Raw genomic sequence first — 26,365 nt, 5'->3', positions numbered from 1 at the left:
GATCAATCAGGGAAATGCCCACGACATCTGTTGCTCGTTGTAGTTGTAATCCAGGCGTAGCTCAGTGCCTGCCGGTATGTCGTGCGAGGCGAACACGGCGTTGAGGATAAAGTCCTTGGTCACCAATTGCTTGCCGACCCACTGCTGCGCCTCGATATTGAATGGCACCGCTACAACGTTATAGCCATCCGGCGCCTGGCGAACGGGCTTGCCTGTAGCGTCGTACTCAAAGTTGGAGTTGATTCTGGAAATGATGTTGTCGCCCAGTATGGCCAACGGGTCGGGCAGAAATTGTCCCGGCCCATACTGCAAACGCATTCCGGCCAGCATGCTGAACGTCTGTTCATGGGGCCCTACGAAGCGTGCCGGGGTAATGACTCCGCCATAGACACCAATCGCCTCACCCTTGGCGATGCGTCTGTTCGCCACCACCATGGACTGCCCGATCAAGGCTTTTTCACCGGGCACTTTTACATCGGCCGCGGTGAACAATCGCCATTGCAGCTTCTGCTCATAAAGCATCGCGACGTCTTCATGACCTTCAAACTTGATATAGGGCTTGATCTGTTCGGAGGTAAACAAATCGCCTTCTACAAGACGCACTTTGGTCTCCAGTTTACGGATGCGGATCGGCCTGCCGGCAATGTCCCGCAGCGGGTACTTGCCGTTATTTGCGCGGTTGTAAGTGCCCAGTTGATTACCGAGAAACGAATAGCGTGTTTCACTGCGCATCATCATCAGCTCTTGAGTCGTGTACGGTTTGATCGGCATGGATTCGGAGGCCAGATAAAACTGCTCCGACGCACCGGCGTCATTGCGCGGCAACTCTTCCAGGGCCAACTCGAACTCATCGTCACTTTTGTGCGGAGAGCGACGACTCTTGCGCGGCATGACAGCCTGCGGCGTGGAAACGGAGAAGTCCTGCAATTCAAACCAGTGATTGCTCGCGAGATCAAATGCAAGCGCCGGCCCTGACGGCTGCAGTTCGCTCGCCAGACGGGCCCTGTGCAGACCGGTTTGCGGATCGACGGCAAGCAACACCGTGCCGCCACCCTGAATATCGGCGTACTGCCGGCCCTTGAAAGTGCGAAAACCCTCGGCATCGGCGCCGGGTAACGCGCTCGACGCGGGGATCAGGTATTGCTGCAGCCCAGGGGCATCGGAAGTACTGACCCCGGCGGAAACGGACGTCGACTCGTGCACATGCACTCTCGACGTCGCCGCAGCCACCGAGGACTCAGGCGTGCCATCAGCCGTTTCAGGCGTAGTACCGGGCGTTTTGCGAAGAAAGGGGTCTGGGGCGACATGCGGTGTCCCGGTTCCTGAAGAGTCCGCATCAGCGGATGTACGCGGACTCGCGGGAACATCGACCCGGCCCGTTGCCGGCGTTGGCGGTTTGGGTTTGACTGGCATTTTTACGTTTCCTTGTAAGCGTTACGCAGCGCCCGCCGGCATGGCTGGCGCTGCGGTGACCGGCGTCCATTGCCGATCCTTACTCGAAACTATCAGAGAGATTCGCCGGTTAAAACCGGAGAAACACCTGCAAACAATAACCTTGCGCAAGCGGCTACGCTTCGCGAACAAGGTCGATCCGGCCATGCAAACCCAGCGCAAAACTACTCGACCACCAAACGCCCAAGGCGCTGGCGCAACATGCGGTTTTCAGCGCGCAATTCACGCACCTCTTCCAACAGATCCAGCGCCAGGGCGACGCCTTCCCACTCCAGCTCCAGATCACGACGCAACTTCACCGCCCGTTTGGCCAAGGCCAATTCGTAATCGGTGAAGCGCCATTCCCGGGGCTGCGCGCCCTGAGGTTCGAGGATGCCGTGTTCGACGATTTCGATCACGTAGACGTCCGACAAATCGGCCGCCTCACAGAATTCTGCCAGGTCCAGTTGAACGATCAGGGGGCTGCTCATGATGGGCTACTCCGTCGTCGAATTCAGAAGTTCTCTCGCGGATTGAAGGCGGCTTTCTTCGCCAGTTCCTGCCACAGCGCCTTGACCTCGTCGTCGGCCGCTTTCGGCATCACCGCTTTGAGTTGCACAAACAGATAACCGCGCTCACCGGCCTTGTTTTTCAGGCCATGACCTTTGGCGCGCATGCGCTGGCCGTTCTGGCTGCCAGCGGGCACCTTGAGGTTGATTTTGCCGGTCAGGGTCGGCACCGCCACTTCGGCACCCAGCGCCAGCTCCCACGGAGCCAGTGGCAGGGTGATGATCAGGTTTTCGCCTTCGACATCGAATTTCGGGTGCGGCGCAAAACGAATGGTCAGGTACAGATCGCCATTCGCCCCGCCACCGACGCCCGGTGCGCCCTGGCCTTTGAGGCGGATGCGCTCGCCGTCGGTCACGCCCGCCGGGATCTTCACGTTAAGGCTCTTGCTGGTATTGCTGACGTGCTGGCCGTTGGCGTTGTATTGCGGCACCTGGAAGGTGACTTTCTTCGACTCGTTCGCCAGCGTCTCCTCGAGGAAGATCGGCAGTTCCATTTCCACGTCTTGCCCTCGGCGCCCTGCACTGCGTTGTTGCCGACCTTCGCCGCCACCGAAACCGGGGCCGCGATTGCCGAAGATCGAACTGAAGAAGTCCGAGAAGTCGCCGGTGTCGCCACCGCCACCGCCAAAGCCGCCTCGGCTCTGCCAGCCCGGTGGCCCCTGGAACGGCTGACCGTGCTGGCCATAGCGGCGCAGCTCGTCGTATTCGGCGCGTTTGTCGGCGCTTTTCAGCGCTTCATAGGCTTCCGAGGCGTCTTTGAATTTCGCCTCGGCGTCCTTTTCCTTGCTGACATCGGGGTGGTATTTGCGCGCCAGCTTGCGATAGGCAGCCTTGATTGCCTTGTCGTCTGCTGTCGGCTCCACGCCGAGTATCTTGTAATAGTCTTTGAAGTCCATTGAAGGAATCACCATCCGTTATCGATTTCGCGCCGATGCCAGCATGCGCCGATTCGCGCGTGCCGGGTTGACCGATCTCAAGGTTGTGACCGGGTGGCGCAGCAGAAGTTTATCGGCAGTGGACGGCGGTTCTTGCGACCGCCGGTGGTTCTGCCGGCCCATGCCAGCAAGTTTGGGGCGAAGCTGCGAGTTTCAAGCAGTTTAGTCGCGAAATAGCAGATGACCGGCCTTCGAATCTGACGCGCACTGACATACACTGCGCGGCCGTTTTTTTGACCGGAACCGAAAGACATGAAAGACGCCTCTCCAGCCCGTGCCTGCGGCATCGACTTCGGCACGTCCAACTCCACCGTCGGCTGGCTGCGCCCCGGCATGGAAACGATGATCGCGCTGGAAGACGACAAGATCACCCTGCCGTCGGTGGTCTTCTTCAACATCGAGGAGCGCCGCCCGGTGTACGGTCGTCTGGCGTTGCACGAGTATCTGGAAGGCTACGAAGGCCGCCTGATGCGCTCGCTGAAAAGCCTGCTCGGTTCCAAGCTGATCAAGCACGACACCAGCGTGCTCGGCACGGCAATGCCGTTCAAGGACTTGCTCGGCCTGTTCATCGGTCAACTGAAAAGCCGCGCCGAGACCGCCGCCGGTCGGGAATTCGAGCAGGTTGTGCTCGGTCGTCCAGTGTTCTTCGTCGACGACGATCCGCTGGCTGACCAGGAAGCCGAAGACACCTTGGTCGACGTAGCCAAGAAGATCGGTTTCAAGGAAGTCTCTTTCCAGTACGAACCGATTGCGGCAGCCTTCGACTACGAGTCGACCATCGAGAAAGAAGAACTGGTGCTGATCGTCGACATCGGCGGTGGTACCTCCGACTTCTCGCTGGTGCGCCTGTCGCCCGAACGTCGGGGTCTGGATAACCGTCACGACGACATCCTCGCCACCGGCGGCGTGCACATCGGCGGAACCGACTTCGACAAACAGCTGAGCCTGCAAGGCCTGATGCCGCTGTTCGGCTACGGCAGCCGCATGAAGAGCGGCGCCTATATGCCGACCAGCCACCACATGAACCTGGCGACCTGGCACACGATCAACTCGGTGTACTCGCAAAAATCCAGCCTGGCGCTGGGCAGCATGCGCTACGACATCGAAGACACCGGTGGCATCGATCGCCTGTTCAAGCTGATCGAACAGCGCGCCGGGCACTGGCTGGCGATGGAAGTCGAAGAAACCAAGATCCAGCTGACCCATACCGACAGCCGTCATGTGCCGCTGGACCGCATCGAAGCCGGTTTAAGCGTGGAACTGACCCGTGCGCTGTTTGAATCGGCGATTGATGCGTTGCTGGAGCGGGTGCGCGGCAGCGTCACACAACTGTTGAACGATGCCGGTGTGGCGGTTGAACAGGTGGATACCGTGTTCTTCACCGGCGGTTCGAGCGGGATTCCGGCGCTGCGCAACAGCGTCTCGGCGATGCTGCCGAAGGCGCGGCATGTTGAAGGGAATATCTTTGGCAGCATTGGTAGCGGATTGGCGATTGAAGCCATGAAACGCTATGGCGCCATGAACTGACCTGAAATCGGCGTCGCGCCTTTCGCGAGCAGGCTCGCTCCCACACTGGATTGCATTTCAACTGAAGGAATGCGCTCAAAATGTGGGAGCGAGCCTGCTCGCGAAGAGGCCAGCTCAAACACTACAAATTCTGAATCAAACCATCCCGCCCAGCTTCAACTCACTCTTCAGGTACGCGTAATAAATCGGCCCCGCCACCACTCCCGGCAGACCGAACGCGGCCTCGAACACCAGCATCGCCAGCAGCAACTCCCACGACTTGGCACTGATCTGCCCGCCGACAATCCGCGCGTTGAGGAAGTACTCGAGCTTGTGGATAAAGATCAGATAACCCAGCGCGGCAATCGCCACCCAGATCGACAGCGACAGGCCGACGATGGTGATCAGCGTGTTCGACATCAGATTGCCGATCACCGGCAACAGGCCGAGCAGGAAGGTCAGCACGATCAGGGTTTTGGTCAGCGGCAGCTTGATGCCGAACATCGGCAGGATTACCGCGAGGAAGATCCCGGTGAAGAAGGTGTTGAGCAGGGAAATCTTGATCTGCGCGAAGACGATGTTGCGAAACGCCTGCACCAGCAGGTGCAAACGGTCGAACAGCGCGGCGGCCAGCGGTTTGCGTTTGGTCACGTCGGGGATGCGCTGCAAGGCGATGATCGCGCCGAGCACCATGCCGATCAGCAGCGTCACGAACATGTGCGCCGCATCCTTGCCGACCAGTTGCAGGTCAGACAGATGCTTGCTCATCCACTCGCCGATCGCCACGCGAAACTCCGCAGCACTGGCCGGCAGGTAGGCGTCGATGAACGGTGGCAATTGCCCACGTGCGCGATCAACCACGCCCATGAATTTGTCGAGTGACGCGCCGGGATTTTCTGCTTCGTGCAGGAGAAAACTGATCGCGCCGGCGAAGATCAGCGCCAGCACACTCACCACCAGGGTGCCGAGCAAAGCCACCGCCAGCCACCGCGCGCGTCGGCCTTCGATCAGCCGTTGCAGTTGCGGAGTGAGCATGTTGACCAGCTCATAGACCAACAAACCGGCCAACAGACTGGGCAGCAAGCGCAGCGGCAGCACCAGCAGCAAACCGCCGAAAATGATGATGCAACTGACCCAGAACACTACATGACGCTCAGAAAACGTTGGCATACAGCCTCAAAACGAACGGCGTAAAAGGATTGGCAGTCTGCCAGCGTTCCGGGGTAAGCACTAGAAATATGCGGAGCTACAGCCCCCCTCACCCTAGCCCTCTCCCAAAGGGAGAGGGAACCGATTGGGGGATGCTCTGGATATCCAGTGACCTGAGACAGCGCCATGGAATCCATGATCGACCGTTTTTTCAGGTCAACGAATGTCTTGAAACACCGCGGTCAGTCCCCTCTCCCTCAGGGAGAGGGAACCGATTGGGGGATGCTCTGGATATCCAGTGACCTGAGACAGCGCCATGGAATCCATAATCGCCCGGTTTTTTCAGGTCGACGAATGTCTTGAAACACCACGGTCAGTTCCCTCTCCCTCTGGGAGAGGGTTAGGGTGAGGGCAAATCTCAAGCGGACGCGTCGACCAGGTACCCCACCGAATCCAGTTATTTTTTCTTCAGGCAATCACTCATGAAGGTCTTGCGCGCATCGCCGGTCAGGGCTTTGGTGGCGGCATCGGCGTTGCAGGTCTTCATTTTCTGCTGCTGCGGGGTCAGGGCCTTGGCATCGTTGGCCGCTGGCGCTGCCTTGAGGCAGGTGCTCATGAAGGTTTTGCGCTCATCGCCTTTCAGACTCTTGGCGGTCGCATCGGCATTGCAAGTGGTCATTTTGTTCTGTTGCGCCGTGGCGGCGAAACCCTGGGAACACAGGAGCAAACCAATCATCAACAACGGCACACGCAACATCTTCATGGAGTTTTCTCCTTGTCGCCGCACCGATGGGGGCGGCCTCTGCTGGAGTGTAGCCAAATCTTGTTACACCTTCCTGCCTTCGAGATGGCTACGGCGATACTGCTCCGGCGTACACCCCGCCTGCCGCGCGAACATGGCGATGAATGCGGAGCCGCTGCTGTAACCGAGATCGAAGGCGATTTCCTGCACGCTGCGCGATGTTTCCAGCGCCTCGATCGCGGCGAGATAGCGCAAGCGCTGACGCCACTCGCCAAAACTCATCCCCAGCTCCCGAACGAATTGCCGGGCCAGCGTACGTTCGCTGACGTGCACCTGCAGCGCCCAATGCGCCAACGGCTGATTGTTGCCCGGCTCGGCCTGCAAGGTTTCGAGGATCGCCAGCAACCCCGGACTGCTCGCGTACGGCAGATAACATTCGTGCACTGGCGCCTGTTGCAGTTGATCGACCAACACTTGCGCCAGACGCTGGTCGGCATCGAGTTCGGGAATCTTCACGTCACGGGCGGCGAAGTCTTTGAGAATCGCCTTGAGAATATCGCTGATCGCCAGAGTACAGGCGCGTGTCGGCAGTTCGGCGCAGACCTTCGGGTCGAGGCACACCGCGCGATAGTTGACCGGTTGATGGCTGTAGAAACTGTGCTCGATCTGCGGCGGCACCCACACCGCGTATTGCGGCGGCGACATGAAGCGACTGCCATCGACGTCCATTTGCAACACGCCGTGTGCGGCATACTCCAGCGTGCCCCACGGATGGCGGTGCGGCGCGGCGTATTCATGGGCGTTGAAATCGGCGTAGCGGAAGTACACCGCCGACGGCAGTTCGCTGAAATCCAGCAGATCGATGTGTTTACTGTTCATGCTGTCCGGTTTCAGAGGCAGGTTGTCCGGTTCGAAGTATAGGCCTGCATCCAGACAACGGATAATTGCCTTTCATCAACGTACTGGTTTCAACTCATGCAATACGCGTTTCCGCTGCTGGCGATTTTTATCTGGGCCGGCAATACCGTGATCAACAAACTGGCCGTCGGGGCGATTTTTCCCGCCGAGATCGGTTTCTACCGCTGGCTGCTGGCCGGCTTGCTGTTCACCCCGTTCATGCTCAAAGCGGTGATCGCGCACTGGCCGCAGATCCGTCCGAACCTGGGCAAGATTTTCGTCCTCGGCGTACTTGGCATGGCGGTGTATCAAAGCCTCGCCTATTTCGCTGCGACTCTGACTACCGCGACCAACATGGGCATCATCCTGTCGCTGATGCCATTGATGTCGCTGGCCATGGCGATCATCAGCCTTGGGCAGCGCCTGACGGCGGGAGCACTGGTCGGTGCAGTATTGTCATTTGCTGGCGTGCTGGTGGTGGTGTCGTCGGGCAGCCTCGGCGCACTGCTGCAACACGGCGTGAACATGGGTGATGCGATGATGCTGATCGCGACCCTGGCCTATGCTATCTACAGCACGCTGCTGAAAAAATGGCAGCTGCGCCTGCCGCCGCTGGTGTTGCTGTATTTGCAAGTGCTGGTGGCGATTGTCGTGCTGTTTCCACTGTATGCCGCTTCGCCGAAGACCGGTTTGACCCTGCAGAACATTCCGCTGGTGTTGTATGCGTGTCTGTTGGCGTCAATGCTCGCGCCGCTGGCGTGGATGCAGGCTGTGCAGCGTCTGGGGCCGAGCCGCACGACGTTGTTCTTTAACCTGCTGCCGTTGATTACCGCGCTGATTGCAGCGGTGGTGTTGAAGGAACAGTTGGCGATGTATCACCTGGTGGGTGGGCTGTTGACGTTGGGCGGGGTGATTCTTTCCGAGCGCTGGACCACCGTGTTGGGCCGCAAATTAAGCGTTGCCTGATAGGCCCTCTTCGCGAGCAGGCTCGCTCCCACAGGTGTCCGCATTCCTTCTGTTGGAATGCATTCGAATGTGGGAGCGAGCCTGCTCGCGAAGAACGATGACGCGGTCTCAGGGCTAAACCCCGGCAGCCTCAAGCCGCGCCGCATGCTCGACAAACAGCCGCACCGGATCCGCACCCTTGCCGACCAGCCCCAGCGACTGATTGACGATATCGAAGTGGTCCAGCGGATAGTCATCGCCAATCACCGTCCCAAGATGCGAGCTATACCGCCCGACCATCCCATCGCACTGCCCCGGCTCACGCACGAAGGTTTTCGCAAACAGGCGACAGCTGCGATTGGTCCCATCAAACAGATTGCCGCCACGATCAGTCTTGCCCGGCTGCAACGTCCCCGACCACGAGTAGTAGCGCACGCCATTAACCTCCTCCGGCCCGTGCCCGCCCCACGACTCAGGCAAGCCCTGTGGATAACGCTGATTGAACAGCGCCACGCCCTCAGTGGTCAGCGATTGGTGCGAGGCGTGGATATCCACCGGCAATTTCGGCCCGCGATAACCGGTCTCCAAAACAGCCATCAACCACCCGACCAACCGTAGCAACGCCTCAAGCAGCCGCCCCTTGGCGCTGTCGGCCGGATAATTTTTTTCCAGATAATCGGCCAGCTCGGAGCCATGATTGGGCCCGGCCACCGACGTGACGGACGCCACCAGATCCGGCCGTTTCGCCGCCGCATAGCGCGCCGTCAGTGAGCCCTGACTGTGGCCGAACAGGTTGACCTTTTGCGCCCCGGTCTCGCGCAATATCTCATCGATGCGCGCGAGCAACTGTTCGCCGCGCACCTCAGTCGAGTTGAGCGGCGATACCTGCACGGCAATCACCGTCGCACCACCACGGCGCAGTGCCTTGATGATGCCGTACCAGTATGGATAGAGAACCAGCCGGATAAACCCGAGCATGCCCGGCACCAGCACCAGTGGATAACGCGTCGACATGGGCAAACATCCTTGTGGTCGGTGAGTGGATGCAAGACGTGCAAAACGCCCGCCAAGCATCCTCCGTGATGATGACAACTCAACGACCAGCCTACTTCAGGCCTGCCACCCCCGCCACAATCAGCCCGACCGAAACCAGTTTGACCAGCGTCAGGCTCTCGCCGAGCAGGGCAAAACCGAGGAACACCGTGCCCAGTGAGCCAATTGCCGTCCAGATCGGGTAGGCAATGCTCACCGGCAACTCGCGCATTGCCAGGGTCAGGAAATAAATCCCGCCGACCGCCGCGACCACGGTGATCAGCGAGGGCCAGAGCCGAGTAAACCCTTCGGCGTACTTCATGCCCATGGCGAAGGTCACTTCAAACCCGGCGGCGATCAGCAAGAACAGCCAGGCCACCTAGAACACCCGGGCGAGGTCGAGCAAGCGCTGCTCGGCCTCGGCCACCGACACCGCGAAGGTGCGTTCGGCAGATTCTTCGCCCTCGGCCGCGACCACGGTGACGTCGTTGATGCCGATGAAACCCAGCGCCGTGCGCAGCCATGGGTCGGCGTGGTTCAAGGCTTCCAGCTCGCCACCCGCGCCGAAACCAAAGCCGCCGCGACTGGTGACGATCAGCGCCTTCTTGCCCTGCAACAGCGGCGTGTATTGGGCGACACCATTGTCCAGCGTGTGATCAAAGGTCAGGCCCAGGCGCACGATCTGATCGACCCAGGCCTTGAGGCCGCTGGGCACGCTGAAGTTATACATCGGCGTGGAAATCAGCAGCAGGTCGTGATCGAACAACTCGCCGACCAGTTGATCGCTCAGGGCCAGATCGGCCTGCATCGACAATGGACGCGCTTCAGGCTGTGGATAAAACGCGGCGGCAACAAAGGCTTCGTTGACCGCCGGAATCAGTGCCCGCCCGACCTCGCGGCGAGTCACCTGCGCCTGCGGATGACGCACCTGCCAGGCACTGAGAAAATGTTCCGACAGGCGCCGCGAGTGGGAACGGTCACCACGGGGGCTGGCATGGATCGCAAGAATTTTGCTCATCTGAAACTCCTTGGGGCTAGACTTTGATGGCTGTGTCGCTGCAGATTGCAGGCAGCACACCGTTGCCTCAAATGAGTAAAAATCAGTCGGGATGAATTCATTTCATCCATGGAGCTTTTCATGTTCGCCTCGCTGCCACTCACCGCCCTGCGCGCTTTTGAATCGGCATCACGACTGCTCAGTTTCAAGGCTGCTGCCGAAGAACTGTCGGTCACGCCCACGGCGATTTCGCACCAGATTCGCTCGCTGGAAGACTGGCTCGGCGTCGCGTTGTTCGAGCGTCTGCCGCGCCAGGTTCGTCTGACCGAGGGCGGCGAGCGCCTGTTTCGCAGCTTGCATGGCGCGCTGCTGGAAGTGGCGCAAAGCGTCGACACCCTGCGCCCGCAGCGCAACGCCAGCACGCTGACGCTATCGACCACCGCCGCCTTCGCAGCACTGTGGCTGGTGCCGCGCCTCGGGCGCTTTTATGCCCAGCATCCGAACATCAACGTGCGCCTCGATACTCACTGTGAAGTCATCGATCTGCATCAGGACGCCAGCGTCGATCTGGTGTTGCGCTACAGCCTCGACGACTACCCGAACCTTTATGGCCTGTGCCTGTTCGATGAATCATTCGGTGTTTACGGCTCGCCCGAGCAAGTGGCGCTGGCCGCGCGGCGCACACCGACGTTGATCAGCGTGCGCTGGCACAACTCCAAGCTTTACGCCCATGGCTGGGAAGCGTGGTGCGCGAAGGCCGGCGAAAACTGGTTGAACCCGCAGCCGGCCATCCGCGAATACGATGAAGAGCATTACGCCCTGCAAGCGGCGATCGCCGGTCAAGGGCTGGTGCTGGCGAGCAATATTCTGGTCTCGGAGAGCGTTGCCAGTGGCTTGCTGGTGCCGTTCATGGGTCAGGTTCAAGTCGATGGCGCCGGGTACAGCGCGTTGTGTGTGCCGGGGCGCGAACGGCATCCACCGGTGCGGGCGTTTTTTGCCTGGTTGCGGGGGGAGGCAGTTTTGTCCGGGCTGGCGCCGAGATCGCAGCCTTCGGCAGCGCCTGCAGGGGTTGCGTAAACCGATAAAACTTTTTGCAACGCTCATGACTCACAGCTTAGGAAGCGACCGCGTCCGCAGAACGTGGCGCCCATCGGATTAGCCTCCAGGAGATCGAAATGAGCGACGACCTGCATCTGTCAGATGTCCAAACACTGCGCGACCGTGCGCGCCAACACGTCGAAAACGGCGCCGTCACCGAGGGCTACAGCGCCGACCGTGAAGAGGTGCTGCGCTTGCTCAATGAATCGCTGGCCACTGAACTGGTCTGCGTGTTGCGCTACAAGCGCCACTACTTCATGGCCACCGGTGTGAATGCCAGCGTGGCCGCCGAAGAGTTTCTCGAACACGCCACTCAGGAATCCCAGCACGCCGATCGCCTGGCCGAGCGCATCGTGCAATTGGGCGGCGAGCCGGAGTTCAACCCCGACATGCTGTCGAAAATGTCCCACGCGCAATACGTGGCCGGGGAAACCCTGAAAGAAATGGTTTACGAGGACCTGGTGGCCGAGCGCATCGCCATCGACAGCTATCGCGAAATCATCCAGTACATCGGCGAGAAAGACCCGACAACCCGACGGATCTTCGAAGATATTCTGGCGCAGGAAGAAGAGCATGCCGATGACATGGCTGACATCCTGAAAGACCTGTAACCCTTCAAAACCGCCTTCGCGAGCAGGCTCGCTCCCACATTGGAATGCATTTCAAATGTGGGAGCGAGCCTGCTCGCGAAGGGGCCCTTACGGGCACCGACTATTTAGTGGGTTTGACGGTAACCGGCGCCTTGCCCGCCTTCATCTGCTCCAGCAACGGCGCACACTGATTCGGCTCGCCACCACTCGGCGCTACCAGCGCCAACAGCCCCGCCGCTGGCGCTGCGATCACGCCCAGCGCCACCATCCCCGCCCCGCGCAACATCAGCGGCACAGCCTTCACACCCGCATCCGGCTTGATGAACTTGCCACGCACGTACAGCGGCGAGCGCAGGGAAATCAACCGCCAGCCCTTGGATTCCGGCGTCACGGTCAGATCCAGTTGCTCGGTGGCCATGTTCGCCGTGCCGTCGATGTAAATGATCGCGTTCTCGGTATCGAAGACAAACAACTGCGTGGTGGCCAGACCGCTCTTGATGTCGAAGTCCGCCGCTGCGCAGTTGATCTTCACTTCCTTGTCGCCAAAGATCTTGCCGACCACATAGTTGCCGACGTTGAGCCCGGCCAGTTCCATCAGCTCACGGCTGATCGCGCCATCGTTGATCAGCATCTTCAATTTGCCATTGGCCCCACCCAGCAGCTTGGCCACCGAGTTGCCGCGACCACTGATATCGGCATCACCGTTGAGCTCACCGAAACTGGTCTTCATCGGTTCAAAGGTCGGGAACAACTCTTTGAGTTTGAAGCGGCGCGCGGTCAGTTTGGCCCGGCCTTCCAGCGGCTCGGTGCGACCGTTGAGGCGAATCTGTGCATCAAGATTGCCGCCCGCCACACCGAAGCGCAGCGGCTCCAGGCTCAGTTCGCCATCGTTGAGTTTCAGGTGGGTATAGAGGTCGTTGAACGGCAGTTTCTCGCTGTGGACGATGCGCTTGCCGGTGAACTCGACGTCGGCGTCCATCGCGCGCCAGCGATCGGTCTTGAACTCTTCCACCGGCAGCACTTTATCGGCCGGCTGTTTGCTATCGCCGCCGCGAGCCTTTTGTTTGTCATTGGAGTCGGCGCCGATCAGTGGTGCGAGATCGGCGAACAGCAGTTGATTGGAGAGCAACGCGCCGCTGAGTTTTGGCCGTGGCTGGCTGGCGACGTAGGTCAGGTCGCCATGGATATCACTGCTGCCGATCTTGCCGTTGAACTGCTCATAGGTGAATTTCGCCCCGGCCTCGTCGTGCAGCTTGGCAATCAAATGGCCGTCGGTGGCGTACGGCGGTGTGTCCGGCAGGGTCACCCCAGTCAGCGGATAAAGATTGCCGAGGCTGGCACCGGCCAGTTTCAGGCGCAGATCAAGGGCGCCTAGGTTCAGTGGATCGGTCAGCGTGCCGGCCAGTTCGATGCGGGTGTCGCCAATCTTCGCCTGAGCCTGCAGCGGGAATGGCTTGCTCGCGTCCTGCAAGGCGAGCAGACCGCCGATCTTGCCTTGGCCTGTGAGGTTCTGGCCGTGGTATTGGCCTTTGACCTTCAGAGCAAACGCATAATCCTGCGGTGAGCCGCCCTTGTCCTGCGCGGTTTTCGCCGCTTTGGCACCGACGATGTCGCTGTAGGGAATCGGCTTGCCCAGCGGATCGATCAGCACATCAAGATTGGTTTTGAGCGTCTGGTCGTCGAGAGTGACGTGGCCCTTGTCGAACCCGATGGCGCCAATATCAACCACCCAGTTCGACGGCTCGGCATTCGGATCTTTCGGGTCGAACTTGAATGTCCAGTTGGCGCGGCCATCGGCCAGACGCTGCAACTCGGCATTCGGTTCGGTCAGGTCGATGCGCGGAATCACCACCCGTTGCGCCAACAGTGCCAATGGCGAAATACGCAGCTCAACGCGCTTGAGCGTGACCATCTGCGGTTTCTTCGACCAGTCCGGGTTGCCCAGGCTCAGATCTTCAGCGACCACGTGCGGCCACGGCACCCACGCACGCCAGCCGCCCTCGTCCGGCTCGCGCTGCCAGATCACCGCGAGGTTGCCATTGATGGCAAACGGTCGGTGCAGTTCTTCCGAGACTTTGGCGTTGAGCGGCGGTTTGATCCGGTTCCAGTCGAAGAACACGATGATCAATACCAGCACGGCCAGTAGCAGCACGAGGATGGCGAAGGTCCAGCTGAAGATTTTTCCAGTGCGCGTCATGCACAAAGCTCCTGATCACGACCGCACGCAAAGACTGCGGCGCACGGCTGAAACGGCGGGCCAAAGCGGCCCTCATGAAATCTACGACTGGCAAACCAGCCGCAGGTTTAATCGAAAGGCCGATTACCGCGCAAAAAGTCGCGCGAAATCTGACCGATCAGTCGAACAGTGTTACCGCGACCCGCACTTTTGCGAGGCGCGAGTGAGTCGGAAATACCCACTCCGGTGCAAAACCGTCGCCCGCAAAGCCGCGATCTAGAGCCTCCCGGCAGAACAATCAATTCTGTTGATTATTACCATTGCGTTTATGAACTTTTATATCGACTTATCGAGAGTAGCATTGCCCTCGTACCCACTTTATCGCCCTCCCAAGGAGCAACCCATCATGAAACGCCAATTACTGCTCAGCCTTACCCTGTCGATGCTAGCCAGCACTGCTTTCGCCCTGCCCGCTGCCGATCAGGCTACTCCGCAAGTGAAATCCAGCCACTCGGTATTCAGCCAAACCGTAGCAGCTGATGGTTCGGACCGTACCCCACAAGGTCAGACTCTGGCTGAAGGTGGCCGTGATCGCCTGGAAGAGAAAGGTCTGGTTCAGGACGGCTACGACAAGACTCCACAAGGTCAGACCCTGGCGTCCGACGGTAGCGACCGCACTCCACAAGGCCAGACCTTGGCTTCTGACGGTGGCGACCGCACTCCACAGGGTCAAACCTTGGCGTCCGATGGTAGCGACCGCACTCCACAAGGCCAAACCCTGGCTTCTGATGGCGGCGACCGCACTCCACAAGGTCAAACCCTCGCCGAAGGTGGTGGTGACCGTGTGATCGAACGCAACAGCAAATTGAGCTAAGCCCATGGCGGCCTGGAAAAAAAGCCCAATCAACGGATTGGGCTTTTGACTTTTCTGACCCGGTAAAACCTTTCGCCCCACCTCCTCCCGTTCGACGCCGACAAAGCCGATTTGCTAGAGTGCGGCGCTTGTCCTGCCATAGAACACACCCTGCGATGCTGCCCCGCGCCGAACAGAAACAACAGACCCGCAACGCCCTGATGGACGCTGCCCGCCACTTGATGGAAAGCGGCCGAGGATTCGGCAGCCTGAGCCTGCGCGAAGTAACCAAAACCGCCGGGATCGTGCCCACCGGTTTCTATCGGCATTTCGCCGATATGGATGAGCTGGGCCTGGTGCTGGTCAGCGAAGTCGGCCAGACCTTCCGCGAAACCATTCGCCTGGTACGGCACAACGAATTCGTCATGGGCGGCATTATTGATGCCTCGGTGCGGATCTTTCTTGACGTGGTCAGCGCCAATCGCTCGCAATTCCTGTTTCTCGCTCGTGAGCAGTACGGCGGCTCGCTGCCCGTGCGCCAAGCGATCGGGCGCTTGCGCGAGAACATCAGTTCCGACCTGGCTGCCGACCTGACGATGATGCCCAAGCTTCAGCATCTGGACGCCGAGGGCCTGAGCGTGATGGCAGACCTGATCGTCAAATCGGTGTTTGCCACCCTCCCCGACATCATCGACCCGCCCGCCGAAGCCCTGCCGGAGCATCTGACGCCGCAGGCGAAGATCACCCAGCAACTGCGCTTTATCTTTATCGGGCTCAAGCACTGGCAAGGCCTGGGCAGTACCGAGTAATTCCCTCTTCCTTCCTGATACATCCGGTCCCCTGTAGGAGTGAGCCTGCTCGCGATAGCGGTTTATCAGCTACATATTTGCTGACTGACACTCCGCTATCGCGAGCAGGCTCACTCCTACAAAGGTGCGGCGTCTCGGCCTCCATTTGGTGCATTAAAAAATCTTCACGCACCAAAACCTTCCATATTCCCGCAACATCTTGAAACATCCACTACGCTCCGACAGGGATTTCCTACATCTCGTCCGATTGGCAAGGCCCTTGCTCTAGACCAATCATTGTCCATAGCTGGAAGTTTTCCGATGCTGGTGATTCACCGCAGAATCGACCCTCAACCCGTCTGGGCCGCCGAGTTGCACCTGACCTTCGAAGCGCGGAGCAAAAGCCGTTTGCGCTGTTTCAGTGCCGAGGGCGAAGACGTCGGGTTGTTTTTGGAGCGCGGTCAGCCGCCACTGTTTGATGGCGAGTGCCTGCAAGCCGAAGACGGCCGCATCGTCCGCGTCTGCGCCCGCCCCGAGCAATTGCTGCACGTCACCTGCGCCAACGCCTTCGAACTGACCCGCGCGGCTTATCACCTGGGTAATCGCCACGTCGCCCTGCAAGTTGGCGATGGCTGGTTGCGTCTGCTCGACGATTACGTCCTCAAAGCGATGCTCGAACAGCTTGGCGCCCAGGTCAAAGCCATTGAAGCACCGTTCCAGCCGGAACACGGTGCCTACGGCGGCGGCCATCACCATTCCCGACACGGCGACGAAGACTTCAATTACGCGCCGAAACTCCATCAGTTCGGCGTACGCCTGTGAATCCGGCCTGGGCGCTGCTGCGCCTGGCCAGTCCGCAACTGCCGATTGGCGGCTACAGCTATTCGCAAGGCCTGGAAATGGCTGTGGATAACGGCCGCGTGAACAATCCTGACAGTGCTCGGCGCTGGATCAGCGATCAGTTGCTGCTGAATCTGTCGCGCTTCGAAGCGCCGCTGTTGCTTGCGCATTGCCAGGCAGCCGCCGATGAACAATGGACCGAGTTGCGCAGCCTCTGCGAAAGCCACCGCGCCAGCCGCGAGACTCGCGAGTTGCATCTGGAGAGCCGGCAGATGGGCTATTCGTTGCAGCAATTGCTCAATGGTTTGCCTGAACTCGACACGCCCGCCCGCGACTTTCTCGATCAATGTTCAGAACCGCACCTGGCTCTGTGCTGGGCGCTGGCCGCGCGCGCCTGGGGCATCAACCCACAGGACGCCCTCGCCGCATGGCTGTGGAGCTGGCTGGAAAACCAGCTCGCCGTATTGATGAAAACCCTGCCGCTGGGTCAGCAAGCCGCACAACGCCTGACCAGCGAACTGCTGCCGCTGCTGCAGCAAGCGCAGCAGGATGCGAGCCGAATCAACCCCGAACACATGGGCAGCGCCGCGTTCGGCCTGTCCCTGGCGTGCATGGCCCACGAGCGCCAGTACAGCCGCCTCTTTCGCTCCTAGGAGAAACATTAATGAACACACAACCTCTGCGCGTCGGCATCGGCGGCCCGGTCGGTTCCGGCAAAACCGCATTGACCCTGGCCTTGTGCCTGGCCTTGCGCGAGCGCTACAACCTCGCCGTGGTCACCAACGACATCTACACCCGCGAAGACGCCGATTTTCTCGTGCGCAATGAAGCCCTCGCGCCCGAGCGGATCATCGGCGTGGAAACCGGTGGCTGCCCGCACACGGCGATCCGTGAAGACGCCTCGATCAACCTGGAAGCGGTCGATCAACTGAACCGGCGTTTTCCAGGGCTGGATCTGATTCTGGTGGAATCCGGCGGCGACAACCTCTCGGCGACGTTCAGCCCGGAGCTGTCCGACCTGACCATCTACGTGATCGACGTCTCGGCCGGCGACAAGCTGCCGCGCAAGGGCGGGCCGGGCATCTGCAAATCCGACCTGTTGGTGATCAACAAGATCGACCTGGCGCCGCTGGTGGGTGCCTCGCTGGAGATGATGGACAGCGACACCAAACGCATGCGCAACGGCAAGCCGTTCGTCTTCAGCAATCAGAAAACCGGTCAAGGCCTTGAGCAAATCATCGCCTTCATCGAACGCCAGGGCCTGCTGACCGCAGCCTGATTCACTGATCAACAAGGAAGCTCATCCATGACACTCAAACGTATTCTTGGCGCCGTGGCGCTGCTGCTGACCCCGGCGCTGGCCTTCGCGCATCCGGGGCATGGCGACAGTGGCTTGATCGCCGGCATCAGCCACCCGATCGGCGGCCTCGACCATTTGCTGGCGATGGTGGCAGTCGGTTTGTGGGCGGCGCAGCAGCAAGGCGCGGCGCGTTGGGCGCTGCCGTGCACGTTCGTCGGCACCATGCTGATGGGCGGCATGCTCGGTTTTGAAGGGCTGCAATTGCCGGCGCTGGAAAGCGGGATTGCGGCGTCGGTGCTGGCGTTGGGTCTGGCCGTGGCGCTGGCAGTGCGTCCGCCGTTGGTCATGGCGGTGGTGGCGACGGCGGTGTTTGCGTTGTTCCACGGTGTGGCGCATGGGCTGGAGTTGCCGGACATGAGCAATCCTTGGGCGTATGCGGCGGGTTTCGTGGCCGCGACAGCAGCGCTGCATGCGGCGGGTTATGGTGTGGTGCGGTTCCTGCCTCAGGCGGCGGCACCGTTGGTGCGGTTGGCCGGAGCGGCTTCGGCAGTGACTGGGGCCTGGTTGCTGGCCGGCTGATCTCTATCGCCTGAACTGCCCCTTTCGCGAGCAGGCTCGCTCCCACAGGTTTTGTGTACGCTGCAAATCCACTGTGGGAGCGAGCCTGCTCGCGAAGGCGGACTGACAGACACCACATCGCTCAGGCCGGTCTCTCTGCTACCATGTCGCGCAATCGCCCCAGCCCGTGACGACGTCCGCCCATGCCCCACGCTTCCCGCTCCACCGCCCTGCCCGAATTGACCGCCCTGTTCGATGATGTGCAACAGCACTTCGTCAATGTGATCGTGCCCCTCTGGCAAGGCCCGGGCTGGAACGCCGACATGGCGCTGCCCTTTGAGGCGCTGGACGCCGCGCACCAACCGCTGCCACCGCAGCGCTACCGGGCGATGGCCTGCGCGCGGCAGCTGTATCTGTTTTCCAGTCTGATCGGGGTTGTGGATAACGCTGAAGTCCGCGCCGCGGCGCTGTTCCGCTCGCTGCAACGGCACTTCCATGATGCCAAACACGGCGGCTGGTTCTACAGCATCGACGCACAAGGCAAGCCGCTGGATCAGCGCAAAGACCTCTACACCCACGCCTTCATCCTGTTTGCCTGCGCGCATTACTGGGCAAAGTCCGGCGATCCGCTGGTCGAGTCGACGTTGAATGCGGCGCTGGAAATCATTGGCCGGCGCTTTGCCACCGGTGATGGCTTGTACGAAGCCTGCCTGGAGCGCGACTGGATCACCCTGCAGACCGGTCCGCTGCAAAATCCGTTGATGCATCTGGCCGAAGCGTTTCTCGCCACCCTGGCGGTTCGTGAAGATGTACAGACGCAGCAGGCATTGCTGGAGTTATGCACAGCCATGCACAAGCAGTTCGTCGATCCGCAATATGGCGTGTTGATGGAAAAACCGCTCGGGGCTGTGGATAACTGGTATGAGCCTGGGCATCAATTCGAATGGTATTTCCTGCTGGAATCGTCAGCGTTGCTGCGGGGTTCGAAACTGCACGCGGCGCTCGACCGGGCGTTTGCCTTCACCGAGCAATACGGTGTGGTGCAGCCATCCGGCGCGGTGCGGGCGATGCTCGATCTGGAAATGGACGGACGCCCGCGAGACTCGACTCAGCGGATCTGGGCTCAGGCGGAATATCTGCGCGCGCTGACCTTGCGTCAGGGCGGTGAAGCGGTGGTGCTGCGCCAGTTGCAGGCGTTGCAGCAGCGGTTTCTGCATGCCGGTGGCTGGCATGAGTGTCGGGATGAATTGGGAGAGGTGAGCCGTAAGGACATGCCTTCGACTACGCCTTATCACTTGGCGACTTGTTACCACGGTCTGGCTGAATATCTTCGCTGATTTATAGATCGCTTTCGCGAGCAGGCTCGCTCCCACAGTTGATTGTGCGGCTCACAAATAGTGTGTTCAGCGCAATTCAATGTGGGAGCGAGCCTGCTCGCGAATGGCCGTTATGCGGTCTCTAAGCGATCCATTTCTTGTCCCCGGTAAAGCTGATGGTCAACCAGCGCGCCGCATCCGGTTTGCCCAGCTTCGCCGAAATCTCTTCGCGTAACGCATCCAGCTGTCCGACATTGCTCAACGCATAATCCGCCGGCAACACCACATGAATTTCGATAAACCGTGCCCGCCCGTGCTTCTGCACGTACGACACGTAATCGTCGAAACCATGCTCGGTTTTCGCCGCCTCCATCACCTGGCGCACCTGATCATCCAGCGTGTCCGGGGCGATCCCCAAGACATCGCGCAGCGCCGGCCCAAGGATCTTGAACGCCGGCGGCAACATGGTCAGCGCCAGTACGATCAGGATCAACGGGTCGACATACACCGCCCACTGACCATAACCCTGGGACTTGAGCAGCAGCGCCGCGAGGAAACTGATCAACAAGCCCACGGACAGCATCGCGTCCACCAGCCAACTGATGTTGTCGAACTGGATCAGGCTGGATTTGAGCTTGCGGTTACGCTGCCGGACGTAGAAGAAGTAGGCGAACTCGACAACGGTAAACACCGCCGCATAAATGATCACCAGGCCCAACTCGATCTCGCGGCCACCGTTGATGATACCGAACACGCCGTTGAGGAACGCGTAGATCGCGATCAACATCAGGAAGCTGCCTTCGATCAGCAGCACCATCGGCTCCAGATGCCAGAAACCGAACTGGAAACGGTGATTGCTTTCCTTGGCGATCAGCTTGGCAGTGATCAGCATCAGAACTTTGATGAAGGTTGCGATCAGCGAGAAAAAACCATCGAACAGGATGGATTGCGAACCTGAAACAAAACCGGTGACGATCCCGGCAATCGCCACGGCGAACATCAGGATGGTCGATTGTTTGAGCAGTGCCTGCTCACCTCGGTTACTCACTTTGACTCCTCGAAAAACCTTGAAAACCGCGGGGTGCGGTTAGGTTGTTGCGAGGGGAGTTTACCTTATCGCCCTGTTTTGGCCGATTTGCCCCCTTCGCGAGCAGGCTCGCTGCCACTTTGAAATGCATTCCAATGTGGGAGCGAGCCTGCTCGCGAAGGGCTTCAGCGTGGTCTTAAGCCTTGTTCCGCTCGATGGCAAAACCGGCCCAGGTCTGGCTCACCGGCATCAACTCGAGGCTGTTGATGTTGATGTGCGCCGGCGCATTCATCACCCAGAAAATCGTCTCGGCGATGTCCTGCGGCTGGATCGGCTCGGCACCCGCGTAGGTCGCGTTGTAACGCTCCTGATCGCCAGCAAAACGCACCAGCGAGAACTCGCTTTCACACAGCCCAGGCTCAATGTTGCTGACCCGCACGCCGGTGCCCTGCAAGTCGCAACGCAGGTTCAGCGAGAACTGTTTAACGAACGCCTTGGTCGCGCCATACACATGGCTGCCCGGATACGGATAGTTGCCGGCGATGGAGCCAAGGTTGACGATGCCGGCGCCACGGCCGTGGGCGATCAGGCGCGGCAGCAGCAGGCGGGTTGCGTACATCAGGCCTTTGACGTTGGTGTCGACCATGGTGTCCCAATCGTCCAGATCGCACTTCGGCGCCGGGTCCACGCCCAGCGCTAAACCTGCGTTGTTGATCAGGCCACGCAGCTTGGCGAACGATGGCGGCAAGTTGGCAATCGCCTCCTCCATCGCCTTGCGATCACGCACATCGAGGACCAGACCGTGCACTTCGGTCTGCTTCGACAGCTCGGCGCACAGCGCATTGAGGCGTTCTTCACGACGACCGGTCAGCACCAGTTTCCAGCCAGCCTCGGCAAAACGGCGGGCACAGGCTTCACCAAATCCGGACGTCGCGCCGGTGATAAACAGGGTGTTGGACATCGTGTTCTCCTTGCTTCGGCCGCCGGAGCAGCCCTTGGAATAGAAAATCAGCAGGCAGCATGCCCGGCCCGACACTCACGGGCAACTGCTACAAAGTGTACAAAAAATAACCAACCCCGCCGGCGCCATAGCCGCCGTGGCCTGTAGCCATGTGCACGCATGTTATCCACAGCCCCTTCCACAGTTTCCGGGGGCAAGTACAATCGCGCAAAGCCGCGCCACACAAGGCTTTGCGGGCGAAATAGAAAGTTTTTTGCTTGACCCTGAAGTGGCGGATGTGCGGGACATGGCATTTTGCACGACTGGTCAGTCAGCACAGTGATTGCGCGAGGCCAGCAATTACGGCCCTCAGCGCAGTCTTTCCAGAGTTTAATCACAGACTTATCCACAGGCCTGTTCACGTCGAATTGCCCAAGAGGCGATGCCTAGAAAAAGGTTGACAACGACGCCTTCAGCCTCAGCAAAAACACCTGATCAAAAAACAACCACACACTTGCAAGCCACGGATTACAAGGCCTGCAGCTAGATACACCCACGTTATTCACAGCCAGCTCCACAGTAACCGGGGACAAGTCAAAACTGTGCAAAAACAGCCATTTGCAGCGTCTATATGTCGCGCTTTGGCAGCTTGGAGAATTTGTTTTCCACAATTCTGGATTCTGGCGCAGATCAACTGTAGGAGTGAGCCTGCTCGCGATACCGGTGCACCAGCCACCGATGATGGCGAATGGGAAACCGCGATCGCGAGCAGGCTCACTCCTACAGGGGTTTACGGTGAATTTGGGATATAAAAAAGCCCCGGGACTCGCGTCGCCGGGGCTGTGCATAACGCTGGAAGAATCAGTGCCCGCCCAGATAGGCGTTACGCACCTCCTCGTTCACCAGCAACTCTTTACCCGTACCCGTCAGGCGTATCTCGCCGTTGACCATCACATACGCCCGGTCCGACAGCTTCAGCGCATGGTTGGCGTTCTGCTCGACGAGGAAAATGGTCATGCCGGTTTTCGCCAGTTCCCGCAGGGTCGCGAAGATCTGCTTCACCACAATCGGCGCCAACCCAAGGCTAGGCTCATCGAGCAGCAACAGCTTCGGCCGACTCATCAACGCCCGGGCAATGGCGAGCATTTGCTGCTCGCCACCGGACATGGTCATTGCCCGCTGCGTGCGCCGCTCTTCAAGCCGAGGGAACAGCTCGAACATGCGCTGCATGTCCTCTTTGGCGTACTTGTCACCAATCGGGATGGTGCCCATCAGCAGGTTTTCCTCGACGGTCATGTCAGGGAACACCCGCCGCCCTTCCGGCGATTGCGCAATACCGTTGGAGGCAATGTAGTGCGAGGACTTGTGGGTGATGTCGACGCCCTGATAAACAATCTGCCCGCTTGCCGCCCGTGGCTGACCGAAGATCGACATCAGCAACGTCGATTTGCCGGCGCCGTTGGAGCCGATCAGGCTGACGGTTTCCCCTTCATTGATCTGCAGCGAAACACCTTTGAGCGCCTGGATCGGGCCGTAGAAGACGTCGAGGTCTTTCAGTTCGAGGATCGGTTGGGTCATGCCACTTCCTCTTCATCGGCGCCGAGGTAGGCGGCGATCACTTTCGGATCGTTACGGATCGCTTCAGGCCCGCCTTCGGCGATGACGATGCCGTGGTCCAGCACCACGATGTGATCGGAAATACTCATAACCATGCCCATGTCGTGTTCGATCAGCACCACGGTCAGATCGTGCTCGTCGCGCAGCAGCCGGATCATCGCGCTCAGCGCTTCGGTTTCCTGAGGGTTGAGGCCGGCGGCCGGTTCGTCGAGGCAGATGATCTGCGGCCGCGTGCACATGGCCCGGGCGATCTCCAGACGGCGTTGCTGACCGTACGAGAGCTCACCGGCGAGACGGTTGGCGCAGTCGACCAGGTCGACCACTTCCAGCCAGTAGAAGGCAACGTCCAGCGCGTCGCTTTCAGCCTTGCGGTAGCCCTTGGTGTTGAGGATGCCGGCGAGCATGTTGCGGTTGACCCACATGTGCTGGGCCACCAGCAGGTTTTCCAGCACCGACATTTCCTTGAACAGGCGAATGTTCTGAAAGGTTCGCGCCAGGCCGGCACGGTTCACCAGGTGCGTACCGCCGAACATCTTGTAGTACATGCGGCTGAGGAAGGATTTCGGCGAGACGAAATCGGTCGGTTTGAACGACTCGCCCAGCAACTGGATGACGTTGGTCTGCTGGCCGCGCACATTGAGTTCGATCTTGCCGCCGGTGGCTTTGTAGAACCCGGTCAGGCAGTTGAACACCGTGGTCTTGCCGGCGCCGTTGGGGCCGATCAAGGCGAAGATCGAGTTGCGTTTGACCTTCAGGCTGACATCGCTCAACGCCTTGATGCCACCGAAATGCATCATCAGTTTTTCAACAGAGAGTACGACTTCACTCATGGCGCAGTCCTCTCATAGTGAATGGCACCTTTGCGTGGAGTGACCCCGGTACGGCTGATGCGAATCAGCCCGCGTGGTCGCCAGATCATCATCAACACCATCAGGATGCCGAACAGCAGCACGCGATATTCAGCGAAGCCGCGCAGCAATTCCGGAGCGACGGTGAGTACGAATGCCGCAATCACCACGCCGATGGTCGAGCCCATACCGCCGAGCACGACGATGGCGAGGATCAGTGCCGACTCGAAGAAGGTGAACGAGGTCGGGTTGACGAAGCCTTGGTAGGTCGCGAAGAACACACCGGCGAGACCTGCGGTCGACGCACCGATGGTGAACGCCGAAAGCTTGACCAGCACGTGGTTGAGGCCCATCGAGCGGCAGGCGATCTCATCTTCACGCAAGGCTTCCCAGGCGCGACCGACCGGCATCTTCACCAGACGATGCTTGATGTACAGCACGGCCAGCACCACGAGGAACAACACCGCGTAGATGAAGTAGTACTTTACGTCCGGGTTGTAGGCGATACCGAAGAACTCATGAAACGGCACCCCGCCATCCTTCGCCCGTTTGCCGAACTCCAGACCGAAGAACGTCGGCAGCGGCGCCGGCATGCCGTTCGGGCCGCCAGTCAGGGACAACCAGTTATTGAGGACCAGGCGAATGATTTCACCGAAGCCCAGGGTCACGATCGCCAGGTAGTCGCCGTGCAGACGCAACACCGGGAAACCGAGGATGCACCCGGCCAGCCCGGCAGTGATCGCCGCCAGCGGCAACACCGTCCAGAAACCCAGACCGAGATACTGATAACCGAGCGCCAGACCGTAGGCACCGATGGCGTAGAACGCCACATAACCAAGGTCGAGCAGACCGGCCAGACCGACCACGATGTTCAGCCCCAGCCCCAGCAACACGTAGATCAACCCGAGGATGACCACGCCCAGCAGATAGGAATTGGAGACAAATGGCACGATGACGGCCAGCACAATCAGCAGCGGGATGATCCAGCGCAGCGAGGATTTGTGATCGGCCGGCAGCACATGCACACCGGAACCGGTGCTCTCGAATCCGTCGAGAATTTTCAGGCCCTTGGGCGTTTGCAGGAACAGGCTGAGGGCAAAGCGGCCAATCATGACAATGCCGATGATCCAGGCCACGCGGGTCGGTTCGAGGTTGAAGCTGTAACCCTCGAGCACAACGCCGACAATCGGGCCGAAAACGATCAGGGCAATCAGGCCGGCAAGAATCGCCTCAACCAGGCTTTTTTTGATATCGATGGATTTTTGAGTGGTTGAAGACATCGCTTACACCTTCGACACAAGAGGACGGCCCAACAGGCCCTGCGGCCGGAAGACCAGAACAAGTACGAGCAGCGAGAAGCTGAACACGTCTTTGTAGTCGGAGTTGACCAGACCGGAGAACAGCGACTCGGAAATGCCGAGGATGATCCCGCCGAGCATTGCCCCGGGCAGTGAACCAATCCCGCCAAGCACCGCCGCGGTGAACGCCTTGATGCCGATAATGAAGCCGGCATAGAAGTCGAAAGTGCCGTAGTTCATGGTGATCAGCACGCCGGCCAGCGCCGCCATGGCTGCACCGATGATGAACACATAGGAAATGACCCGATCGGTGTTGATGCCGAGGATCGAAGCCATCTTGCGGTCTTGCTGGGTCGCACGGCACATGCGTCCGAGCTTGGTGTACTTGATGATGTAGGTCAGCAGGCCCATGCCGACGAACGCGGCCACCAGAATGAAAACTTTGGTGTAGGTCAGTTGCACGAAACCGGTACCGATGTCGACACGCCACGCACCGCTCAGCAGGGTTGGCACGCCCTGTTGTTTGGCGCCTTGAGCGATCTGTGCGTAGTTTTGCAGGATCAGGGAAATGCCGATGGCGCTGATCAGTGGTGCCAGTCGGGTGGAGTTGCGCAGGGGTTTGTAGGCGACTCGTTCAATGACCCAGCCATACACCGCCGTGACGACGATGGTGAAGATCAGTGTGCCGAGCATCAGCAGCGGGAAAGATTCGATACCGAAGTAAGCCAGCAGAGCCAGACTGATTGCCGCCAGGTAAGCAGAAATCATGTAAACCTCGCCGTGGGCGAAGTTGATCATGCCGATGATGCCGTAGACCATTGTGTAGCCGATGGCGATCAGGCCATAGACCGACCCGAGGGTCAGGCCGTTGACCAGTTGCTGCAGGAAAATACCATCCATAACGCAATCTCAC

At 59.8% G+C, this 26,365-nt stretch carries 27 protein-coding genes; 11 read left to right on the top strand and 16 right to left on the bottom strand.

Annotation, left to right across the window (positions count from 1 at the left end):
- Nucleotides 1–6 precede the first annotated feature (6 nt).
- The 3 genes from QOM10_RS02930 to QOM10_RS02920 form a co-directional block, all read right to left on the bottom strand.
- A complete protein-coding gene (locus QOM10_RS02930; RefSeq protein ID WP_316917542.1) occupies nt 7–1,413 on the bottom strand; it encodes a hypothetical protein in 1,407 nt (468 codons plus the stop codon).
- 203 nt (nt 1,414–1,616) lie between these two features.
- Nucleotides 1,617–1,922 carry a chaperone modulator CbpM gene (locus QOM10_RS02925; protein WP_102899419.1) on the bottom strand — a complete coding sequence of 102 codons (306 nt, stop codon included), beginning with the start codon at nt 1,920–1,922 and terminating at the stop codon, nt 1,617–1,619.
- 23 nt (nt 1,923–1,945) lie between these two features.
- Nucleotides 1,946–2,896, bottom strand: coding sequence for a DnaJ C-terminal domain-containing protein (locus tag QOM10_RS02920; protein ID WP_116031808.1), 951 nt, complete (start codon nt 2,894–2,896; stop codon nt 1,946–1,948).
- Between the two features lie 291 nt (nt 2,897–3,187).
- On the opposite strand from QOM10_RS02920, the gene QOM10_RS02915 reads away from it, so the two are divergent.
- Nucleotides 3,188–4,462: an Hsp70 family protein gene (locus QOM10_RS02915; protein ID WP_150750059.1), complete on the top strand. Its 1,275-nt coding sequence runs from the start codon at nt 3,188–3,190 to the stop codon at nt 4,460–4,462.
- Nucleotides 4,463–4,597: 135 nt separating this feature from the next.
- On the opposite strand, the gene QOM10_RS02910 is transcribed toward QOM10_RS02915, so the two are convergent.
- The 3 genes from QOM10_RS02910 to QOM10_RS02900 all read right to left on the bottom strand — a co-directional run bounded on the left by QOM10_RS02910 (nt 4,598) and on the right by QOM10_RS02900 (nt 7,211).
- Nucleotides 4,598–5,611 (bottom strand): AI-2E family transporter, encoded by a 1,014-nt coding sequence (locus tag QOM10_RS02910; RefSeq protein WP_064388695.1) that lies wholly within the window; start codon nt 5,609–5,611, stop codon nt 4,598–4,600.
- 436 nt (nt 5,612–6,047) lie between these two features.
- Nucleotides 6,048–6,353, bottom strand: coding sequence for a PsiF family protein (locus tag QOM10_RS02905; protein WP_077570711.1), 306 nt, complete (start codon nt 6,351–6,353; stop codon nt 6,048–6,050).
- 63 nt (nt 6,354–6,416) lie between these two features.
- The gene (locus tag QOM10_RS02900) at nt 6,417–7,211 is read right to left on the bottom strand and encodes a helix-turn-helix transcriptional regulator (protein ID WP_316917541.1); all 795 of its coding nucleotides are present in this window, start codon (nt 7,209–7,211) and stop codon (nt 6,417–6,419) included.
- 96 nt (nt 7,212–7,307) lie between these two features.
- On the opposite strand from QOM10_RS02900, the gene QOM10_RS02895 reads away from it, so the two are divergent.
- Entirely contained in the window at nt 7,308–8,195 is an 888-nt protein-coding gene (locus QOM10_RS02895) for a DMT family transporter (protein ID WP_127925646.1), read from the top strand.
- 114 nt (nt 8,196–8,309) lie between these two features.
- On the opposite strand, the gene QOM10_RS02890 is transcribed toward QOM10_RS02895, so the two are convergent.
- The 3 genes from QOM10_RS02890 to QOM10_RS02880 all read right to left on the bottom strand — a co-directional run bounded on the left by QOM10_RS02890 (nt 8,310) and on the right by QOM10_RS02880 (nt 10,224).
- Nucleotides 8,310–9,188, bottom strand: a complete 879-nt coding sequence (locus QOM10_RS02890) for an esterase/lipase family protein (RefSeq protein WP_150750062.1) — start codon at nt 9,186–9,188, stop codon at nt 8,310–8,312.
- A gap of 91 nt (nt 9,189–9,279) precedes the next feature.
- The gene (locus tag QOM10_RS02885) at nt 9,280–9,585 is read right to left on the bottom strand and encodes a DMT family transporter (protein WP_150775868.1); all 306 of its coding nucleotides are present in this window, start codon (nt 9,583–9,585) and stop codon (nt 9,280–9,282) included.
- Nucleotides 9,586–10,224: an FMN-dependent NADH-azoreductase gene (locus QOM10_RS02880; protein ID WP_316917540.1), complete on the bottom strand. Its 639-nt coding sequence runs from the start codon at nt 10,222–10,224 to the stop codon at nt 9,586–9,588.
- Nucleotides 10,225–10,332: 108 nt separating this feature from the next.
- Here QOM10_RS02880 and QOM10_RS02875 point away from each other — a divergent pair, with 108 nt between their 5' ends.
- Both QOM10_RS02875 and QOM10_RS02870 read left to right on the top strand, forming a co-directional pair.
- Complete coding sequence (locus tag QOM10_RS02875) at nt 10,333–11,280, top strand: LysR substrate-binding domain-containing protein (RefSeq protein WP_316917539.1); 948 nt, start codon at nt 10,333–10,335, stop codon at nt 11,278–11,280.
- 98 nt (nt 11,281–11,378) lie between these two features.
- Complete coding sequence (locus QOM10_RS02870; RefSeq protein ID WP_316917538.1) at nt 11,379–11,912, top strand: bacterioferritin; 534 nt, start codon at nt 11,379–11,381, stop codon at nt 11,910–11,912.
- Nucleotides 11,913–12,012: 100 nt separating this feature from the next.
- On the opposite strand, the gene QOM10_RS02865 is transcribed toward QOM10_RS02870, so the two are convergent.
- The gene (locus QOM10_RS02865) at nt 12,013–14,088 is read right to left on the bottom strand and encodes an AsmA family protein (protein ID WP_316917537.1); all 2,076 of its coding nucleotides are present in this window, start codon (nt 14,086–14,088) and stop codon (nt 12,013–12,015) included.
- A gap of 385 nt (nt 14,089–14,473) precedes the next feature.
- On the opposite strand from QOM10_RS02865, the gene QOM10_RS02860 reads away from it, so the two are divergent.
- From QOM10_RS02860 to QOM10_RS02830, 7 genes are all read left to right on the top strand, one after another.
- The gene (locus QOM10_RS02860; protein ID WP_150750064.1) at nt 14,474–14,941 is read left to right on the top strand and encodes a hypothetical protein; all 468 of its coding nucleotides are present in this window, start codon (nt 14,474–14,476) and stop codon (nt 14,939–14,941) included.
- A gap of 155 nt (nt 14,942–15,096) precedes the next feature.
- Nucleotides 15,097–15,729, top strand: coding sequence for a TetR family transcriptional regulator (locus QOM10_RS02855; protein WP_077570695.1), 633 nt, complete (start codon nt 15,097–15,099; stop codon nt 15,727–15,729).
- Between the two features lie 300 nt (nt 15,730–16,029).
- Nucleotides 16,030–16,530 (top strand): urease accessory protein UreE, encoded by a 501-nt coding sequence (ureE, locus tag QOM10_RS02850; RefSeq protein WP_127925638.1) that lies wholly within the window; start codon nt 16,030–16,032, stop codon nt 16,528–16,530.
- Nucleotides 16,527–17,201: an urease accessory protein UreF gene (locus QOM10_RS02845; RefSeq protein WP_150750065.1), complete on the top strand. Its 675-nt coding sequence runs from the start codon at nt 16,527–16,529 to the stop codon at nt 17,199–17,201. The genes ureE and QOM10_RS02845 overlap by 4 nt, the downstream gene beginning before the upstream one ends.
- 11 nt (nt 17,202–17,212) lie before the next feature.
- Nucleotides 17,213–17,827: an urease accessory protein UreG gene (ureG, locus tag QOM10_RS02840; RefSeq protein WP_007915910.1), complete on the top strand. Its 615-nt coding sequence runs from the start codon at nt 17,213–17,215 to the stop codon at nt 17,825–17,827.
- A 27-nt stretch (nt 17,828–17,854) separates the two neighbouring features.
- Entirely contained in the window at nt 17,855–18,427 is a 573-nt protein-coding gene (locus QOM10_RS02835) for a HupE/UreJ family protein (RefSeq protein ID WP_150750066.1), read from the top strand.
- A 182-nt stretch (nt 18,428–18,609) separates the two neighbouring features.
- A complete protein-coding gene (locus QOM10_RS02830) occupies nt 18,610–19,743 on the top strand; it encodes an AGE family epimerase/isomerase (protein ID WP_316917536.1) in 1,134 nt (377 codons plus the stop codon).
- Between the two features lie 121 nt (nt 19,744–19,864).
- On the opposite strand, the gene QOM10_RS02825 is transcribed toward QOM10_RS02830, so the two are convergent.
- From QOM10_RS02825 to QOM10_RS02800, 6 genes are all read right to left on the bottom strand, one after another.
- Nucleotides 19,865–20,770, bottom strand: a complete 906-nt coding sequence (locus tag QOM10_RS02825) for a cation diffusion facilitator family transporter (RefSeq protein WP_150775875.1) — start codon at nt 20,768–20,770, stop codon at nt 19,865–19,867.
- A gap of 175 nt (nt 20,771–20,945) precedes the next feature.
- The gene (locus tag QOM10_RS02820; RefSeq protein ID WP_007915905.1) at nt 20,946–21,710 is read right to left on the bottom strand and encodes an SDR family oxidoreductase; all 765 of its coding nucleotides are present in this window, start codon (nt 21,708–21,710) and stop codon (nt 20,946–20,948) included.
- An 840-nt stretch (nt 21,711–22,550) separates the two neighbouring features.
- Nucleotides 22,551–23,267: an ABC transporter ATP-binding protein gene (locus QOM10_RS02815; RefSeq protein WP_150750069.1), complete on the bottom strand. Its 717-nt coding sequence runs from the start codon at nt 23,265–23,267 to the stop codon at nt 22,551–22,553.
- Nucleotides 23,264–24,136: an ABC transporter ATP-binding protein gene (locus tag QOM10_RS02810; protein ID WP_150750070.1), complete on the bottom strand. Its 873-nt coding sequence runs from the start codon at nt 24,134–24,136 to the stop codon at nt 23,264–23,266. The genes QOM10_RS02815 and QOM10_RS02810 overlap by 4 nt, the downstream gene beginning before the upstream one ends.
- Nucleotides 24,133–25,434: a high-affinity branched-chain amino acid ABC transporter permease LivM gene (gene livM / locus QOM10_RS02805; RefSeq protein ID WP_095047315.1), complete on the bottom strand. Its 1,302-nt coding sequence runs from the start codon at nt 25,432–25,434 to the stop codon at nt 24,133–24,135. Before livM ends, QOM10_RS02810 begins: the two co-directional genes overlap by 4 nt.
- 3 nt (nt 25,435–25,437) lie before the next feature.
- Nucleotides 25,438–26,352, bottom strand: coding sequence for an ABC transporter permease subunit (locus QOM10_RS02800; protein ID WP_095121858.1), 915 nt, complete (start codon nt 26,350–26,352; stop codon nt 25,438–25,440).
- Nucleotides 26,353–26,365: the final 13 nt, after the last annotated feature.

It is taken from the genome of Pseudomonas sp. P108, assembly GCF_032613195.1.
In the GTDB taxonomy this organism is placed as follows: domain Bacteria; phylum Pseudomonadota; class Gammaproteobacteria; order Pseudomonadales; family Pseudomonadaceae; genus Aquipseudomonas.
The sequence above is the reverse complement of the archived record's forward strand: the minus strand, read 5'-3'. Positions and strand labels throughout refer to the sequence as shown.